The sequence below is a fragment of the Nonomuraea sp. NPDC050328 genome (genome assembly GCF_044459405.1).
Classification (GTDB): Bacteria; Actinomycetota; Actinomycetes; order Streptosporangiales; family Streptosporangiaceae; genus Nonomuraea.
Map to the genome: position 1 here is coordinate 145,332 of NZ_JBITIW010000017.1, position 16,567 is coordinate 161,898.

Sequence of the window (16,567 nt, forward strand, 5' to 3'; positions counted from 1 at the left end):
CCGGGGACTCCGGCCGGGCCTGAGGGATGGACGTCTACCGGGACTCCGTGGGCGGAGAGGTGGCGAACCGGCACCCGAGAGCCGCCGCGACACTGCCGAGCATCATGCAGCCACCGCCGACGATGAGCAGGAAGGGCTTGCTGAGGAGCACCAGGGCATACGAAGTCGGCGTGTCGTAGAGCCGCGGCTGGTCGAAGAGCGTCAGAAGTATCCCCGCACCCACGCACAGGATCCCGAGAGCAAGGGTGGTGAAGAGCATCGCCTTCAAGATGATGAGCGATGCGTGCCCCTGTCGCATGACGATCCCTTCCTGAGGGCTCGGCTCACCGAACAACGCGAACCTAGGAGAGGGCTGGGAGAGCGGTCAAGGCTGAGATGAGTTCGGGTTCTCATCCCGGCGGCGCACCCCGTTTCAAGGGCGTTCGGCGGCCTTGCGCCGCTGGTGATGCCTGGCCACTCTGACCCGGTTGCCGCACAGCGTGGGCGAGCACCAGCGCCGTCGTGGGTGCGCGGGCAGGAACAGCATCCGGCAGTGCGGGCCCTCACAGGCGCGCACTCTCTCGACGTCCGGGCTGGACAGCAGGTCCACCGCGGCCTCGGCCAACTGGGCGAGCAGGCAGGTGAGGGCGTCGCCGTCTCGGCGGGTCTCGGCGGTGCCGTCGCCGGCCAGGATCCGGTACGGCGGAGCGGCCCGCACAGCCTGATTGATGGCCGCGACCGCGTCGGGGGCGGTTCCGCCCTGCCGTACAGCGTCCAGGGCTTGGCGGACGTGTTCGCGCAAGGCCCGGACGGCGGGGAGGTCGTCGCGGGTCATCGCCGGCAGCGGCGAGAGGCGGTGGGCCTGCAGCGCGAGCCACACCGTGAAGCCGGCGGCGTCGTCGAGCGCGTCGGCCTCGCCGTCGGAGGTGGCGGCCCGCGTGTTGACCAGGTCCAACGCCAGAAGCTCACCCGTGAACAGATCCATGCATCTAATGCTACAACAACGGGTTGACGCATTAGCCAGCAAGCCGCTACAACTAACGCATCAACCAACGAAAGAGGCATTAGCAATGGATCTCCCCACGATCACCCACGGCTTCGCCGACGTGAACGACGTACGCGTCTTCTACCGCGAGACCGGCCCCAAGGACGGACTGCCCGTCCTGCTGCTGCACGGCTTCCCCTCCGCCTCCCACCAATACCGGCGACTCATGGACGCCCTGGGCAGCCGCCACCGCCTCATCGCCCCCGACTACCCCGGCTTCGGCCACACCGAGGCCCCCGCGGACTTCACCTACACCTTCGACCGGCTCGCAGACGTCATGGAAGGCTTCGTCCAGAAGCTCGGCCTCGACAGATTCGTGCTCTACGCCTTCGACTTCGGCGGCCCCGTCGGGTTCCGGCTGGCGACCCGCACCCCCGAACGGATCGCCGGACTCATCGTGCAGAACGCCAACGCCTACCAAGAAGGCCTGTCGGAACTGGCCAAGCACACCATCCAGACACCACCCGACGACCTGTTCACCCTCACCGTGACCCGCAGCCAATACGAAAACGGAACCACCGACCCCAGCCTGATCGCCCCCGACGGCTGGACACTCGACCAGCACTTCCTCGACCTGCCAGGCCGCAAGCAAGCCCAAACGGCGCTCGCCCTCGACTACCGCAGCAACCTCCAGCTCTACCCCGCATGGCAACAATGGCTGCGCGAGCACCGGCCGCCGACACTGATCGTCTGGGGACGCGGGGACGCCTTCTTCCCCGAACCCGGCGCGCACGCCTACCTGCGCGACCTACCCGACGCCGACCTGCACGTGCTCGACACCGGCCACTTCGCCCTGGAAGACAAACTGCCCGAGATCGCCCCCCTCATCGACCGGTTCCTCCAGCAGATCACCAACCGAACCACCAGCCCGATCACCAGCCGCATCGCCGTCATCGGCGCCTCAGGCCACCTCGGCAGCGCCATCGCCCACGAGGCGACCATCCGCGGCCACCGAGTCACCCCACTGTCGAGCACCGACGTCGACGTCCGCGACCCCGCCTCCATCAGAAAGGCAGTCGCCGGACACGACGCCGTCGTCGTCTCGGTGAAAGGCCCCGACCGCCTGGTACCCAAAGCAGCCGCCGCACTGATCGAGGCCGGCGTCGGCCGGGTCCTGTTCGTCGGCGGCGGCGGAAGCCTGCTCACACCCGACGGACACAGATTCGTCGACTCCCCACACTTCCCCGCCCAATACCTGCAAACCGCACTGGACCAAGCCGACGCCCTGACCATCCTGCGCACCACCGGCCACACCCTCGACTGGACCTACCTCAGCCCTCCCCCGATGCACCTGGTTCCCGGCGAACGCACCGGCGTCTACCGCACCGCCGCCGGGGACCAGCCGGTCCTCGACGATCAGGGAGTCAGCCGCATCACGGTCGCAGACTTCGCCGCCGCCGCAGTGGACGCCCTCGAACACGGCACCTTCGTACGGGAACGCTTCACCGTCGGCTACTGACCACGATCCCCCGGGAAACGTGTCCGCCGCGGTGGTCAGCCGGCAAGGACGTGTTCGGCCAGTTCCCGCGCGGCGGACGCCGCGTCGGTGCCGGGGCGGGTCGCTCCGGCGGCGAGGGTGCCGTCGATGAGGAGCAAGAGCTGGTGGGCGGCGTGCTCGGGCCGCGGGTGTCGAAGCGCCACCAGCTCGCGCTTCAGGAGTTCGTGGACCTGCGACCGGTAGTCGCGGCTGACCTGGTGCGCGGGATGGTCGGGGTCGGTCAGGGCGAGGTCGGCGGCCAGGTAGCGGCAGCCGTGGAACCCGGGCCTCGCGATGATCTCGCCGAGCCGGTCGAACACGGCCAGCAGGCGCTCGCGAGGGTGGTCGCCGGCGCGGTCCATGGTGTTCCGGTAGTCGGCGGCGTCGTCGGCGGCGGCGGAGCTGAGGACTTCGACGATCAGGCCGTCCTTGCCGCCGAAGTGCTCGTACAGGGATCGTCTGGCCACGTTCGCCGCCTTGAGGAGGGCGTCCACGCCGACGTTCACGCCCTGGCTGTAGATCAGCTCGTGGGCGGCCCGCAGGAGTCGCTCTCGCGGGCCTGGCTGGGTGCGAACGCTCATGAAGGCCAGGCTGCCATGGATTGACAAGTAGATCAACCGGTCGATATACGTAGACCGATCGATCTATCTACTTGGAGTCCTGATGTCTTTCCGTTCCACCGCCGAGGTCATCGACCGCTTCAACCGCGCCTTCGTCGAAAGCGACCGCGACCTGCTCACCGACCTGATCGCCGAGGACTGCGTGATGGAGTCCGTCCAGCCGGCTCCCACCGGGGAACGCGTCACCGGCCGCCAGGCCTGCCTGGAGTGGTGGGGTGCGCTCGTGGACGATCACACCAGCCAGTTCGAGCCGCAGGAGGTCGTGATCGCCGGAGAACGCGCCACGATCCGCTGGAACTACCGCTACGGCCCCGGCCCCTCGGACTGGGTCAGCGGGGTGAACCTCATGCACGTGCGCGACGGCCGGATCATCGAGGCCCTCGGCTACAGCAAGACCGCAGGCGAAGTCCCGCTGGCCACCGACAACTGAAGGGTCGACCCCCTCATGCGCAGCTACCACGTCAACAGCGGGGCCGGGATCGCCGGCTTGACGATCAAAGACCACCCCGACCCCAGGCCGGGTCCCGGACAGGTGCTCGTCGCGGTGCGCGCCGTGTCGCTCAGCTACCGCGAGCTGATGATCCTGCGCGGCGACTACGTGCTCCCGGTGAAACCGGACGTGGTGCCGGTCTCCGACGGGGCCGGCGAGGTCGTCGCGGTCGGCCCTGGAGTCCGTACGGCGAAGCCCGGCGATAGGGTGACGGCCACCCTGTTCCCGAGCTGGCAGGACGGCCCGTTCGGCCTCCAGCACCTGCCACAGTTGGGCGGCTCGCTGGACGGCCTGCTCACCGAACTCGCGCTGCTCGACGCGAACGCGCTCGTGCCGATCCCCGATCACCTGTCCTACGAGGAGGCGGCGACCCTCCCCTGCGCCGCCGTCACCGCCTGGAACGCCCTGACCGGCGACGGTTCCGGTTCGCTGTCCGGGCAGACCGTCGTCACCCAGGGCTCCGGAGGGGTGTCCCTGTTCGCGCTGCAGTTCGCCAAGGCGCTCGGCGCCCGGGTGATCGCCACCACCAGCAGCCCGGCCAAGGCGGAGCGCCTGTCCGCCCTCGGCGCCGACGAGATCATCGACTCCCGGGCCACGCCCGACTGGGCGGCCGGAGTCCGGGAGCTGACCTCGGGGCAGGGCGCCGAGCGCGTCGTCGACGTCGTCGGTGACCTGGGGCAGTCGCTCAGGGCGGTCGCGATCGGGGGTCACGTCGCCAGCGTCGGGTTCGTCTCCGGCCAGCCGCCGCTCCTGGATCCCCGGGCGATCTTCGCCGCCGGAGCCGTCGTCCGCGGCATCGCCGTCGGCAGCCGGGCCCAGTTCCTGGCCATGAACCAGCTCATCGAGGCGCACCGGCTCCGGCCGGTCATCGACCGCGTCTTCCCCTTCGACCAGGCGCCCGACGCCTACCGCCACTACGCCTCGTCCTCGGGTGAGACCTTCGGCAAGATCGTCATCACCGTGTGAGCGGCTCGCCTGCCGTACCAGGCGACCATGACCGCTCCCCCGAGGTTGACCGCCTGTGCCCGGCGATGCCGTAGACGGCACCGGCCCGCGACAAGAAGTCCCCGCCCTCGATTCCCCGCCCGACTGGTCGACGACGCCCACACGGTCGCGGACCTCGAGGACGGCTCGCGGGTGCGAGCCGTCGGCGTCCACTAGCCGCCGCGCAGGAAGGTCGCCACCAGCAGCCGGTACTCGTCGGGCCGGTCGTGAGCGAGCTCGTGACCGGCTCCGTCGATCGTGCGCAGCCGGGCGCCGGGCAGCACCTCGGCGTACTCGCCGGCGACCTCGGGCACCAGGTAGTCGCACGAGCCGCGCACCACCAGCACGGGTACGGTCACCCGGCGCAGCGCGGGCCGGGGATCGGCGACCTCGGCGGCGTCACGCACCGACATGGCGTTGGCCCAGAATCCGTACCCCGACCCCCACCTGGGCACCCGGGACGGCTGTCCGGCACACCCCGCCCGCATGTCGAGGTCGCCGACCATGGCCTCGTACTCGCCGTCCATCGCCTCGTCCGGCAACAGCACGTGGGCGACGCGCGGCCCCGCGATCCCGGCGACGAGGTGCGCCGCCAGGAAGCGCGGATGCCGTTCCCAGAGCACCGCGTTCTGGTCGCGCGAACCGCCCTCGGTCAGTTGCCGGTTGTCGGCGTAAGCGGCGGGCCACAGGGTTCCCGGCGAGGCCACGACCGCACGGGCCACCCGGTCCGGGTGCGCGGCCAGGTAGGCGGCGACGAGCTGCCCGCCCCAGGAGACGCCGGCCAGCACCACGCGGTCGGCGCCGAGGGTGACCCTGATGGCGTCGAGATCGGCGACGTGCCTGGCGACGGTGTATCCGCTCACGTCGGGCAGGCGGCTGGACAGTCCAGCGCCGACCTGGTGGTAGTCGTACACGTCGAAGCCCTCGGCCGCGAGCGCGGGTGCGAGGGGCGAGGGCTCGGGGCTCGGCGCGCCGGGACCGCCGTGCACGAGGATCACCGGGGTCGCCCGGCGGTCGCCCTGCGCGGGGGTGCGCGTGTAGGCGATGCGCGAGCCGGTCGGCAGGTCCCAGTGTGCGATGCCGGGCCCGTACGCCGTCGGCCGCAGCGCCGGGCCGCCGAAGAGCAGCTCCGCGACGGGGATCGCCACGACCGTCAGCACCGCCCCGGCGACCACGATCGGCGTCCAGCGACGCACCCCCGCGCCTCCCGCCCGCCGCAGCGCCGCCCGGCACAGCCACCAGACCACGCCCGCCAGCGCCAGGCCGCCAGCCGCCAGGGCCAGAGGCCGATGGCCGGTCAGGGCCGCGGCTCCCCACAGTGCTCCCAGCCCGGCCGCCAGCCCGGCGGGAACCGCGACGATGAAGAGCGATGCCGTTCGTAACCACCCGGGTCCGCTGCTCATACCTGGGCAACGAGTGATCTAGCCCCTTTTCTCCGCCGATGAGACACATATCGTGGTGGCGGGAATACCCCATAGGGGTATTGTGTTCCTGGCTGTCGACCGACGCGATCACACCTGGAGCACACCATGAGGACCCACGACATGACCCACCACGCCGCTGCCCAGCTCGGCGGGCTCGCCGTCTCGGAGAGCGGATACACCCTGGAGTTCGACGGCGCGATCCTCCCCGCCGGCACGCAGCCGGTGTCCTTCCGGATCATCGGCCCCGACGGCCGTCCCGTGACCGACTTCGTCACCGAGCACGAGAAGGAGCTCCACCTCATCGTCGTCAGGCGCGACACCACCGGCTTCCAGCACGTCCACCCGGTCATGGACGCCGAGGGCACGTGGCGGGTGGACGTCCGGCTGGAGCCCGGCGTGTGGAGGTTCTTCGCCGACATCCACCCGGCCGCCCACCACGGCAGCCTGACGCTGGGCGTCGACGTCTCGGTCGCCGGGCCGTACGAGCCGGAGGCGATCCCCGCCGAGCGGCGCGAGGCGCGGGTCGGCGCGTACACGGTCACGCTCGACGGCGGCCTGGCCCACGGCGAACTGGCGTTCACCGTCCGCAAGGACGGCGAGACGGTCACCGACCTGCAGCCCTACCTGGGCGCGCACGGCCACCTGGTGGCGCTGCGCGTCGGCGACCTGGGCTACCTGCACGTGCACCCCGAGGAGCGCACCGGCCCCGAGGTCGCCTTCGCGGCCCACGCGCCCGCAGGCGGTCTCTACCGCCTCTACCTCGACTTCCAGCACGACGACGTGGTCAGGACCGCCGAGTTCACCATGCGTGCCGCACACCGCTAGCCGCGAGACCGCGCTCGCGGAAGGGACCCCGTCATGAGCCTCTTCGCCATCCGCGACTACCGCCACCTGTTCGCCGCCCAGATCATCTCCCTCTTCGGCACCGGACTGGCCACCGTGGCGCTCGGCCTGCTCGCCTACGAGCTGGCCGGGCCGAGCGCCGGCACCGTCCTCGGCACCGCCCTGACCGTGAAAATGGTCATGTACGTGCTCATCGCGCCCCTCGCCGCCGCCTACATCCACCGCCTTCCCCGGCGCGCCTTCCTGATCCTGCTCGACGTGGTCCGGGCCGGGGTCGTCCTGGCGCTTCCCTTCGTGACCGAGATCTGGCACGTCTACGTGCTGATCGGTCTGCTCCAGGCGGCGTCGGCCGCGTTCACCCCGACGTTCCAGGCGGTCATCCCGGCGATCGTCGCCGACGTGACCGACTACACCCGCGCCCTGTCCGCCTCGCAGGTGGCCTCCACCATGGAGAGCCTGCTCAGCCCGGTCCTGGCCGCGGTCGCGCTGGCGTTCATCGACTTCTCCTGGCTCTTCCTCGGCACCTCCGCCGGGTTCCTGCTGTCGGCCCTGCTCATCGCGCCCACCCGCATCCCGGACGCCGCGCCCAGCGCCCACGCCGGAGCATGGGCCAAGGCGGCGGCCGGGATCCGGACCTTCCTCACGACACCGCAACTGCGCGGCGTCCTGGCGCTCAACCTCGTGGTCGCCGCCGCGGGCTCGATCGTCATCGTCAGCACCGTCAACTACGTCCGCGACGAGCTCGGCGGCTCGCAGCAGGACGTCGGCTGGATGCTCGCCGCCTCCGGCGCGGGCACCCTGCTGGCCGCGCTGGTGCTGCCCCGCGTGCTCCGCCGCGTCGCCGCCCGCGCCGTGATGATGGCCGGCGCGGGCACCCTGGTCGCGGCGTCCGCGACCGCGGTCACCCTGGTCGCCGCCGGGCCGGACACCTGGGCGGGTACGGCAGGCCTCTGGGCCGGTACGGCAGGCGTCTGGGCCGTGATCGGCGCGGGCATGGCGTTGGTCATCACGCCGACCGGCGCCATCCTGCGGGCCTCCGTCGCCCCGGCCGCGGTTCCCGAGGTGTTCGCCGCCCAGTTCTCCCTGTCGCACCTGGCCTGGCTGATCACCTACCCGATCGCGGGCTGGCTCGGCACTGCCGCGGGCTTCACCCTCACCTGGTCGCTCCTCGCGACACTGGCGGCCGTGGGCGGCGTCGGCGCCGTCCTCCTGTGGCCGCGGTCGATCGCGGCCCCGATGCGGGCAAGTCTGGCCAAGGCCGCGTGAGCGGGCCTGCTCGAGGTCGACCCGCTCCAGCGGCTCCGTCGCGGGCCCCTGGAGCGGGGAGCCGAGCCGGGGCCGTGGCAGGACACTCCCGCCGTCGTGGGTCCCGGCCCGGTAGGTTCCCGGCGGCTCCCGGCCTGGACGGGCGGTGTGCCTGGCGCGGCGGCCGTCGGATGGGCGATCCTGTTCCCCAGGGCCGCCGTCGTCCGCCGTGGCGGGCACCACCACCCCTGCCCGCTCGGTCGCCAAGGCGTTCGAGCGCGTCACCTAAGGACCAGGGAGGCGGGATGACCGAGGGCACGCTCAAACACGGCCTGCCGTACTACACCGTCGGCGCGGGAAGGCCGCTGGTGGTGTTGCGATGGTTCACGCCGGAGCACACCAACCCCACGAAATGGGAGCGCAAGGCCGAGAGCAAGGTGATGGAGCCGCTCGGGCGGCACTTCCTCGTGTACGCGGTCAACCGCGCACCCGGCCTGCCTGCGGGCACGACCATGGCCGACCTCGCCGCCCAGCACGCCGAGGCGCTGGCCGACCGGTTCGGCGAGCCCGTGGACGTGCTGGGCATGTCGTCAGGCGGCTCCCTGGCACTCCAGCTGGCGGCCGACCACCCGGAAAGTGTCCGGCGACTGGTGGTGGCCGGGGCGGCGTACACGCTGACCCCGCGCACCCGCGAGGCCCAGCGACGCTACACCGAAGCGGTGGCCGCCGGTCGGCGCGGCGCGCACCACCAGACGCCGCTGGTCGGCAGGACCCCGCTGTCCAGGGCTGTGATCCGGCCCTTGATGTGGCTCGCCGACCCTGTGATGCGGCCGTCCAACCCGCTCGACATGCTGCACTTCGCCCAGGCCGAGGACACCTTCGACGTACGCGACCGGCTGGCCGGCATCACGGCGCCCACGCTGGTCGTCGGTGGCGAGCGCGACCTGGCCTACTCTGTCGAGCTGTTCAGGGAGACGGCCGAGCTGCTACCGGACGCGCGCCTGATCGTCTACCCGGGCACAGGCCACCTCGGGACCTTCCGGCACCCGCGATTCGCCGCCGACGTGGCCGGGTTCCTCGGCCCCTAGCAGCAGCGTGTGCGGCCCAGCCGTACGGTCAGCCGCTGTTCTGCATGAAGAAGTCCCAGATGACCGGCGGCGCGTCGAGGTCATGCGTCGTCGGGCCGAGTTGGCTCGGGGCTTCGAAGACCTGGTTGGGGACGACGTGGCCGCCGTTGTTGACGGTGTACTGGGTGACCGGGGGCTTGCCGGGCTCGGCGTAGCTTCTGACGGCGACCGAGGTGGATCCGGAGTCGGCCTGGTGCGGGAGCGTGGTGTCCTTCGGCGTCGCGGTGTTGTCGTTGAGCTTGGCGAAGTGGGCGGCGGTGTCGGGAGAGGACAGCACCTTGCCGTAGGAGGTGCCGGCCACGACCACGTCACCGCCGTTGTACGGGTCGAGGGGGTCCTTGGTGCCGGTGATCATGAGCATGGGCATCGGGCTCTTGATCGCCGGGCAGACGTTGTTGTCCGGCCCGGGGAAGTTCGCCGCGACGGGCGCGATCGCCTTGATCTGGCCGCCCATCTCCGAGGCCAGCCGATAGGTCATGTGGCCGCCGTTGGAGTAGCCCATGGCAAAGATCCGGTTCGGGTCGATGTCGTCGGACTCGCGGTACTTGTCGATGATCGCGCGGGTGAATCCCACGTCGTCGACGTTCTCGGTGCGGGCCGGGTACTTGGCGTCCTTGCGGCAGTCGTTCCAGTGCCGTCCGTATCCGCTGGGGTAGACGACGACGAACTTCTTGGAGTCGGCGAGCTGGTCGAACTCGTATCCCGTGTAGGCCCGCATGAGCTCGCCGTTCATGCCCGTGCCGTGGAAGGCCAGCAGCAGCGGGGCGTTCTTGGGCAGGTCCTTGGGGACGAAGGCGACGTAGGAGCGGGTCATGCCGCCGACCCGCACCGTGGAGTTCTGGACCGGCGCGCTCAACTGGGGAGCCTTGGGCGGGTTCGGGCCCAGCAGCTCCCTGTCGAGTTTGGCCTCATCGGCGGCGGTGCTCGTCGGGCTGGGCCGAGCCGCGAACATCGCCGCGGGAGCACCACTGGAGCAAGCCACCGTGACGATGGACAGACCTGCTACGGCGACTGCCAGCCGGGATGCTCTCATTTTCCGCACCTCTCCTGTCGGATATATCCCCCATAGAGCTCCCCGCCTCGTGGTCACCCCAAATTGCACATTCCACCAACGGTCTTCCAGGAGATGACCGCAAGACCCAGATCAGCGACGCTGTCCAGACCTCGCTCGACCGTCGCGACGCTCACCGCTACGCCACGTTGCCCGTATGCCTCTACCAGTTGCCGGCCACGACGGCGATCCGACGTTGACGGCCCGATCCGGCTGCTGTCACTCTCCCCGCATGGGCTCAGGGGAACGCGTTCGCTACCAGACCTCCTTCACGGACTCGGCCCGCTGGGACGACTTCGTGTTCCGCCCCGGCGACATTGTGATCAGCACCCCGGCGAAGTGCGGCACGACCTGGCTGCAGATGATCTGCGCCCTGGAGATCTTCAAGAGCACGACGTTCGACCGGCCGCTCGACCAGATCTCGCCCTGGCTGGACGTCCTGCTGCGCCCGCTCGCCGAAGTGCTGGCCGACCTCGAGGCACAAACGCACCGGCGGTTCATCAAGACCCACACGCCCCTCGACGGACTGCCCTTCGACGACCGGGTCACCTACCTGTGCGCAAGCCGGGACCCTAGGGATGTGGCCGTGTCCCTGGACAACCATGCCGGCAACACCGACCGGGCCGTGTCCCTCGCCTTGCGGAAGGAGACCGTGGGCGCCGTGGTCCTGGACGAGCTGCTGGCCGCCGCTCCGCCTCTGCCGAGCGGGACCGCGCGCGAGCGCTTCTGGTCCTGGGTCGATCCGGCCGCGCCCGGGAAGGCCGTGTCCGACCTGGAGATCATGCTTCACCACCTGGACACGTTCTGGCAGGTCCGCGACCGGCCGAACATCGTGCTGCTGCGCTACGAGGACCTCCTTGACGACCTCGAAGGGCAGATGCGCTACCTGGCAGCCCGGCTCGGGATCGCCATCGCCGAGACAGCCTGGCCGGACCTGGTCCAGGCCGCCACGTTCTCGGCCATGAAGGGCCGGGCCCGAGACCTCGCGCCCGAGGCCAGCCACGACGGCTTTTATCACGACCACAGCGAGTTCTTCCACAGCGGGTCAACGGGCCAGTGGCGGCAGGTCCTGAGCGAGGAGGAGCTTCCCCGGTACGCGGCCAGAATCGCCGAATGCGCGCCCGCGGACCTTGCCGCCTGGATCCACCGGCCCGCACTGCCGGCGACAGGCGACCTCCGGGGGCGCGGTGCATGAGTGAGGACGCACCGGCGCTGACCGCGGAAGTGGCGCCGACCGGTGATCTCGCACGACGGGCGCCGGGGGCCTACGCCGTCGCTTCCGCCGTCTGCGGGTGGAACGAGGATTAGCGGTGGACGCTGGCGCGCGTCACCAGCCTGGTCGGCAGGTTGTTCCACGTGTCTTACCCCGCGCGGGATCTCCTACCTCCTGCACCGCCTCGGTCCGTGCCCACAGATCCCCCAGCGTCGCTGGGATTGGCTGGTGAACGGCCTGTGCTGGTTCATCGCTGTCCCGCCGTGCCGGAGTACTGGCACCAGATCCCTGAGACTTGTCGCCCTCTTGAGAAACCCGGTCTCTTCCACGACCAGCACGCGGATCATCACGCACCGCATAGGCACCCCACCGAGCGGCAGTCAGCAGCCGCTCCATCCTGACCGACTCCCTCAGGCTGAGCCTGATCACCGACGCGACCCTTTGCCATGGCGGGGTTGGACTGCTGGGCGTCAACCTACTGGTTATGACGATCACTCGCTCGATCAGGAATGAAGAAGCGCAGCCCAGCCGGCTGCCATTAGCGTGCCGGAAATGACGAGAACACGAAAGGTCGTTTACTGGGGAACCACCCTGGTGCTCGCATCGGGCCTGATCGGCTCCGGCATCCAGCAACTGCTGAGAATAGAAGGCGAGGGGGCGCTGGCGCCTCCTTACGCTTGGGGCATTGTCCAGCTCGGCTACCCCGTCTACATCCTCACGCTCCTCGGCATATGGAAACTCCTGGGAGCGGTGGCGATTCTTGTCCCCAAGCGGCCGCTCATCAAGGAATGGGCGTACGCGGGCATCTTCTTCCTGCTGACAGGAGGGATGTTCTCGCACATCGCCTCCGGCGATGCCTGGTATCAATCGCTCACGGCGCTTTTCCTGCTCGTTCTCACGATCGCGTCATGGCATTTCAGGCCGGCCGACAGAAGGCTGTTGCCCGCAGCCCGGACGAGGGGAGCTTTTGATGCGTAACCCCCTCGATTCCACGTATCGGGAGAAGTTATCGCGCCCTGCCAGCGGGCGGTCAGTCCTAGCTCGGAATCACTGCTTCAGGCCGACGAAGAAGCCCGGGACGCGGTGGACCTCCACCGCTCCGAGCAGGCGCTCGTAACACGTCCGCAGCCGGACCAGGTCGGGTGTGGTGATGAGACACGTCAGGGCCGGGTCGCAACTGCCGGAACGTAGGCGAGCCGTTCTCCGCAGTCGGGACGAGGCGCGCGCCTGCACAGGCCGCTTGGGTACCGAGTAGCGCCTGCCTGATCGGTCACGGCCGCGAAGCCACCAGGAGAAGGGCGGCATCGACAACGTGGCATCCTCATGCAGCAGAGCCACGAGCGCGGAGATGTCGTGACGCTCGAACGCGCTGCAGTATCGGGCGAACAGCTCCCGCCGCGCGGGATCGAACGGCCACAACGGTTCGCCGGGTGTGACGCCCACCGCCTTCAGTGCCGAACGAACGGGCTGCAGACGCCCGCGAGAACATGCGGGAGACTGGTGGAGCCATGGCGGCGGGCAGGATCGAGACCGCCGAGGACTCGACCGGCGAATACGTCCCGGCTGAGTCAGTGCTCGCTATGACTGGCCGAGGATCGTGGCGAGGGCATCGCGGAGGGCGCCGGCTGGGTCGGTGGTGCCGGGCTCGGCGCGCCAGGCCACGTAGCCGTCCGGCCGAACCAGCACCGCGCCGTCGGTTCCCAGGTCGTACCGGTGGGCGAACTCCGACTCGACGTCCACCAGCTCCACGTTCTCGCCTGCCGTGCCGATGCGGCACACCTCGACGTTGTCCGCGGCGCCCAGCCAGGCCTTGCCGTACACGCCGGTGAGCAGTACGAACGAGCGGGCGAACAGGTCGTGCACCGCGATGCGCTCGCCGTCCCGCTCCAGCCACAGGTGCGGTGCCCGCGTACCGGGCTGGCCGTGCAGGTCGAGGACGTCGCCGAATACGGTGTCGTACCGCGCGCCGAGCACCGCCGGCGAGGTGTAGCGCTGGCCGAGCGCCCAGTGGAGGTCGTCGATCTCATCATGCTCCGGGTTGCGGCCGGAGCGCCTGGCCTGCCGCAGCTCGGTCAGTTCGGCGAGGGCCTGGGCGATCGGACGGCGTTCGGGCTCGTAGCTGTCCAGCAGGGCGGGCGCGGCCGAGCCGTTCAGCACCGCGGCGAGCTTCCAGGCGAGGTTGTGACCATCCTGGACGCCGGTGTTGGCGCCGATGCCGCCGGCCGGCGACCAGGTGTGCGCGGCATCGCCGGCGAGGAAGACGCGCCCCCGCCGGGACGTCTCGGCGACCGACACCTCCTGCGTCCACGGGGTCACGTCCTTCACGACGACGGGGATGTCATCGCGGCCGAGGCACCGTGGATGATCTCGGCGCAGCGCTCCGCGGTGAGGTCGCCAGGCGATTGCGTGGCCGGGTCGTAGCCGATGCCGAGCCCCCAGCGGCCGTGCTTGGCGGTCGTGGTGAGAAGGGTGACGCCGATCTTCTCGTTCACGATGAGCCACAGGATCGCGCGCCGCTCGATGAGCTGGTCGAGGTCGGCCTCGAAGATGACGCTGACGAAGTTCAGCGTCTCCCCTCGGAGGGGCTTGGCGATGCCGAGCTGTTCCCGGATCGGGCTCCGCCGCCCGTCGGCTGCCACCATGTAGTCGGCGCGGAGTGTCCTTGCTTCATCGGTTCTCCGGTCGCGGATAGTGGCGGTGACGCCGTCGTCGTCCTGCTCGAAGGCGGTCAGCTCGGTCTCGAAGCGCTGCTCGGCGCCGTTGCGCTGAGCGGCCTCGATGAGGACCGGCTCGACGGCGTTCTGGTCGGCCAGGTTGAACGTTCCGGCCGTGTGCTCGGGCCATGCCCGCGGCAGCTCCGGCGGGAACAGCCACTGCCACTCACCGGCCACGGTCTCACAGCGCACGCCGCCGGCATCGTCAGCGAACGGCGTGCCCGCCTCGTTCACGGCGTCGGCGACTCCGAAGGCGCGGTAGATCTCCATCGTGCGTGGGTTGATGCCCCGCGCCCGGCCCTGCAGCGTGACCTCGGGGTGCTTGTCGACGAGCAGATGGCGCACGCCGTGCTGGGACAAGAACATCGAGGTGGCCAGGCCGACGAGGCCGCCCCCGACGATGAGAACCGGTACGTGCTCGTGGGTGGTGGTCATGACGCGGTCCCCTCCCGATCGTCGATCTGGGAGTTGTACTTGGCCGCCATCTCCATCAGCCACTGGTCGGTCCAGCTGATGCGCTTGGCACGTAGGTCGTCGAGCACGGACCCGAGCCAGCCGAGTTCGGTCCTGACGCTCGCGCGGCGGAGCTCCTCCTCGAGCATGAAGACGCGTGGAACGTCGCCGGCCTGCTGGAACGCCGCGTCGAGCGCGTCGAGTTCTGTTTGCAGGCGCTCGGCGCGTTTGGCCAACTCCTGTTGGACCTCTTCAGGCGTAAGCACGGTGAGGAAGGAGACGCCGACGAGGAATTCCGGGAACTCGTTGCCGGTCTCGGTGAGCATCTCCTTCAACCAGTGGCCGGTGGCCTTGCGGCCCTGTTCGGTGATCTCGTAGACCCGGCGTTCGGGCCGCTTGTCGACGCTGCCGCTCTCGCGAACGGCGATGAGCCCGAGTCGTTGCAGCCGATCGATGGCCTGGTAGATGCTCGCCCGGCCGCGAACGTTGACGAGCCGGTCCTTGCCGCGGGCCTTGGTGAGCGCGTGGATGCGGTAGGCGTGCATCGGCTCCTCGAGGAGTGACCGCGGGGGTTGAATCTGGTCGCACGGATGAGCCGTCTGTCGCGTTGCAGCCAAGCCGTCGCCCAGGAACCTTCTCCATTGGGTGCTCGACGAGGGCGAGACCGGGATGCTGGCACGTCAGGCCTGAACCAACCCCGGCCGGCATTCTCCAGTCACGCCCCAGTCGTCTCGCCGGCCCGCTGGCAGCACAGCCAGAATCCGGGAACTCGTCAGCGCGGATGCCGCCACAGCCCTGACGGCGCATCCAGGCACCAGACCGAAATCGTTCACATCCTGAGATGCGTGTCCGAAGCGTGACTTGACGGTTCCCGAGATCCGATTAACGATTATTCCTACTTATACAGTCGGAATAATCGGAAGGGGTTGGCGTGCGCTCCCTCATCCTGCTCGGGTTGGTCGGCTTCGCCGCTCAGCTCGTGGACGGCAGCCTGGGCATGGCCTACGGCGTCACCTCCACCACGCTGCTGCTGGCCATCGGCACCAACGCCGCCGCCGCGTCGGCGACCGTCCACCTGGCCGAGATCGGCACCACCCTCGCCTCGGGCATCTCCCACTGGCGCTTCAACAACGTCGACTGGAAGGTCGTCGCCAAGATCGGCATCCCCGGCGCCGCCGGAGCCTTCGCCGGGGCCACCTTCCTGTCCAGCCTCTCCACCGAGATCGCCGCTCCCGTGATGTCGCTGATCCTGCTGACGCTGGGTCTCTACATCCTCGTCCGCTTCACCGCCTTCGGCCTGCCACGCGGCAACCTCGGCAAGCCGCTGCGCAAGCGCTTCCTCGCCCCGCTCGGCGTGGTGGCCGGCTTCGTCGACGCCACCGGCGGCGGTGGCTGGGGGCCGGTCGGCACCCCCGCCATCCTGGCCAGCGGTCGCATCCCTCCGCGCAAGGTCATCGGCTCCATCGACGCCAGCGAGTTCCTGGTCGCCATCGCCGCCAGCATCGGCTTCTTCGTCGGCATCGGCTCGGAGAACATCAACTTCGCCTGGGTCGCCGTGCTGCTGGTCGGCGGCGTGATCGCCGCGCCGATCGCCGCCTGGCTGGTGCGGCACATCCCGCCGCGCATCCTCGGCTCGGCCGTCGGCGGCGTGATCATCCTGACCAACGTGCGCACCCTGCTGCGCAGCGACTGGATCGACGCTCCCGGCAACGTCCAGGCCATCGCCTACATCGTCATCGCCGTGATCTGGGCCGCGGCCATCGTCTACTCGGTGCGGGAGTACCGCCGGGACAAGGAGCGCGAGTCGGTCGAGGCCGTCGAGGCCGAACTGGCGCGGCGGGCGGGCGAAGAGGAGAAGACCACCGCCTGACCGGCCACCCGATCTGCGCCTGCTCGACCTTG

The 16,567-nt window shown here is 69.9% G+C and carries 16 protein-coding genes and 1 pseudogene; 9 read left to right on the plus strand and 8 right to left on the minus strand.

The genetic code is table 11. The features are described 5' to 3' along the window. Positions 1-34: 34 nt before the first annotated feature. Entirely contained in the window at positions 35-259 is a 225-nt protein-coding gene (locus ACIBG7_RS41690; RefSeq protein ID WP_397339865.1) for a hypothetical protein, read from the minus strand. A 153-nt stretch (positions 260-412) separates the two neighbouring features. Next, complete coding sequence (locus ACIBG7_RS41695; protein WP_397339866.1) at positions 413-964, minus strand: CGNR zinc finger domain-containing protein; 552 nt, start codon at positions 962-964, stop codon at positions 413-415. Positions 965-1,049: 85 nt separating this feature from the next. Between ACIBG7_RS41695 and ACIBG7_RS41700 the strand changes: the two genes are divergently transcribed. Further along, on the plus strand, positions 1,050-2,483 hold the full coding sequence (locus ACIBG7_RS41700; protein WP_397339867.1) for an alpha/beta fold hydrolase: 1,434 nt from the start codon (positions 1,050-1,052) through the stop codon (positions 2,481-2,483). Positions 2,484-2,518: 35 nt separating this feature from the next. On the opposite strand, the gene ACIBG7_RS41705 is transcribed toward ACIBG7_RS41700, so the two are convergent. Next, positions 2,519-3,082 carry a TetR/AcrR family transcriptional regulator gene (locus ACIBG7_RS41705; RefSeq protein WP_397339868.1) on the minus strand — a complete coding sequence of 188 codons (564 nt, stop codon included), beginning with the start codon at positions 3,080-3,082 and terminating at the stop codon, positions 2,519-2,521. Positions 3,083-3,164: 82 nt separating this feature from the next. Between ACIBG7_RS41705 and ACIBG7_RS41710 the strand changes: the two genes are divergently transcribed. Further along, complete coding sequence (locus tag ACIBG7_RS41710) at positions 3,165-3,551, plus strand: nuclear transport factor 2 family protein (protein ID WP_397339869.1); 387 nt, start codon at positions 3,165-3,167, stop codon at positions 3,549-3,551. 15 nt (positions 3,552-3,566) lie between these two features. Next, entirely contained in the window at positions 3,567-4,577 is a 1,011-nt protein-coding gene (locus tag ACIBG7_RS41715; protein ID WP_397339870.1) for an NAD(P)-dependent alcohol dehydrogenase, read from the plus strand. A gap of 191 nt (positions 4,578-4,768) precedes the next feature. Here the strand turns inward: ACIBG7_RS41715 and ACIBG7_RS41720 are convergent, their stop codons facing one another. Further along, complete coding sequence (locus tag ACIBG7_RS41720) at positions 4,769-5,998, minus strand: alpha/beta fold hydrolase (protein ID WP_397339871.1); 1,230 nt, start codon at positions 5,996-5,998, stop codon at positions 4,769-4,771. A gap of 126 nt (positions 5,999-6,124) precedes the next feature. Here ACIBG7_RS41720 and ACIBG7_RS41725 point away from each other — a divergent pair, with 126 nt between their 5' ends. From ACIBG7_RS41725 to ACIBG7_RS41735, 3 genes are all read left to right on the plus strand, one after another. Continuing rightward, complete coding sequence (locus ACIBG7_RS41725) at positions 6,125-6,844, plus strand: hypothetical protein (protein WP_397339872.1); 720 nt, start codon at positions 6,125-6,127, stop codon at positions 6,842-6,844. A gap of 33 nt (positions 6,845-6,877) precedes the next feature. Beyond that, positions 6,878-8,128 carry an MFS transporter gene (locus ACIBG7_RS41730; protein WP_397339873.1) on the plus strand — a complete coding sequence of 417 codons (1,251 nt, stop codon included), beginning with the start codon at positions 6,878-6,880 and terminating at the stop codon, positions 8,126-8,128. A 284-nt stretch (positions 8,129-8,412) separates the two neighbouring features. Continuing rightward, positions 8,413-9,195, plus strand: a complete 783-nt coding sequence (locus ACIBG7_RS41735; protein WP_357936281.1) for an alpha/beta hydrolase — start codon at positions 8,413-8,415, stop codon at positions 9,193-9,195. A gap of 28 nt (positions 9,196-9,223) precedes the next feature. Here the strand turns inward: ACIBG7_RS41735 and ACIBG7_RS41740 are convergent, their stop codons facing one another. After that, complete coding sequence (locus ACIBG7_RS41740) at positions 9,224-10,267, minus strand: alpha/beta hydrolase family esterase (protein WP_397339874.1); 1,044 nt, start codon at positions 10,265-10,267, stop codon at positions 9,224-9,226. A gap of 316 nt (positions 10,268-10,583) precedes the next feature. On the opposite strand from ACIBG7_RS41740, the gene ACIBG7_RS41745 reads away from it, so the two are divergent. Further along, positions 10,584-11,480 carry a sulfotransferase domain-containing protein gene (locus ACIBG7_RS41745; protein ID WP_397339875.1) on the plus strand — a complete coding sequence of 299 codons (897 nt, stop codon included), beginning with the start codon at positions 10,584-10,586 and terminating at the stop codon, positions 11,478-11,480. Positions 11,481-12,050: 570 nt separating this feature from the next. After that, on the plus strand, positions 12,051-12,476 hold the full coding sequence (locus tag ACIBG7_RS41750; RefSeq protein ID WP_397339876.1) for a DoxX family protein: 426 nt from the start codon (positions 12,051-12,053) through the stop codon (positions 12,474-12,476). 600 nt (positions 12,477-13,076) lie between these two features. Here ACIBG7_RS41750 and ACIBG7_RS41755 read toward each other — a convergent pair. From ACIBG7_RS41755 to ACIBG7_RS41765, 3 genes and pseudogenes are all read right to left on the minus strand, one after another. Continuing rightward, complete coding sequence (locus ACIBG7_RS41755; RefSeq protein WP_397339902.1) at positions 13,077-13,655, minus strand: hypothetical protein; 579 nt, start codon at positions 13,653-13,655, stop codon at positions 13,077-13,079. Beyond that, positions 13,635-14,647, minus strand: a pseudogene (locus ACIBG7_RS41760) (FAD-dependent monooxygenase); the annotation flags it as partial. The pseudogene ACIBG7_RS41760 and the gene ACIBG7_RS41755, both read right to left, overlap by 21 nt. Further along, positions 14,644-15,210, minus strand: a complete 567-nt coding sequence (locus tag ACIBG7_RS41765) for a PadR family transcriptional regulator (protein ID WP_397339877.1) — start codon at positions 15,208-15,210, stop codon at positions 14,644-14,646. The gene ACIBG7_RS41765 and the pseudogene ACIBG7_RS41760, both read right to left, overlap by 4 nt. Positions 15,211-15,596: 386 nt before the next feature. Here ACIBG7_RS41765 and ACIBG7_RS41770 point away from each other — a divergent pair, with 386 nt between their 5' ends. Continuing rightward, a complete protein-coding gene (locus tag ACIBG7_RS41770; RefSeq protein WP_357936297.1) occupies positions 15,597-16,535 on the plus strand; it encodes a sulfite exporter TauE/SafE family protein in 939 nt (312 codons plus the stop codon). Positions 16,536-16,567: the final 32 nt, after the last annotated feature.

Bases quoted from the DNA above. Each gene is read 5' to 3' on its own strand.
- ACIBG7_RS41690 (WP_397339865.1), bottom strand. From the start codon at position 259: ATGCTCTTCACCACCCTTGCTCTCGGGATCCTGTGCGTGGGTGCGGGG.
- ACIBG7_RS41695 (WP_397339866.1), bottom strand. From the start codon at position 964: ATGGATCTGTTCACGGGTGAGCTTCTGGCGTTGGACCTGGTCAACACG.
- ACIBG7_RS41700 (WP_397339867.1), top strand. From the start codon at position 1,050: ATGGATCTCCCCACGATCACCCACGGCTTCGCCGACGTGAACGACGTA.
- ACIBG7_RS41705 (WP_397339868.1), bottom strand. From the start codon at position 3,082: ATGAGCGTTCGCACCCAGCCAGGCCCGCGAGAGCGACTCCTGCGGGCC.
- ACIBG7_RS41710 (WP_397339869.1), top strand. From the start codon at position 3,165: ATGTCTTTCCGTTCCACCGCCGAGGTCATCGACCGCTTCAACCGCGCC.
- ACIBG7_RS41715 (WP_397339870.1), top strand. From the start codon at position 3,567: ATGCGCAGCTACCACGTCAACAGCGGGGCCGGGATCGCCGGCTTGACG.
- ACIBG7_RS41720 (WP_397339871.1), bottom strand. From the start codon at position 5,998: ATGAGCAGCGGACCCGGGTGGTTACGAACGGCATCGCTCTTCATCGTC.
- ACIBG7_RS41725 (WP_397339872.1), top strand. From the start codon at position 6,125: ATGAGGACCCACGACATGACCCACCACGCCGCTGCCCAGCTCGGCGGG.
- ACIBG7_RS41730 (WP_397339873.1), top strand. From the start codon at position 6,878: ATGAGCCTCTTCGCCATCCGCGACTACCGCCACCTGTTCGCCGCCCAG.
- ACIBG7_RS41735 (WP_357936281.1), top strand. From the start codon at position 8,413: ATGACCGAGGGCACGCTCAAACACGGCCTGCCGTACTACACCGTCGGC.
- ACIBG7_RS41740 (WP_397339874.1), bottom strand. From the start codon at position 10,267: ATGAGAGCATCCCGGCTGGCAGTCGCCGTAGCAGGTCTGTCCATCGTC.
- ACIBG7_RS41750 (WP_397339876.1), top strand. From the start codon at position 12,051: ATGACGAGAACACGAAAGGTCGTTTACTGGGGAACCACCCTGGTGCTC.
- ACIBG7_RS41765 (WP_397339877.1), bottom strand. From the start codon at position 15,210: ATGCACGCCTACCGCATCCACGCGCTCACCAAGGCCCGCGGCAAGGAC.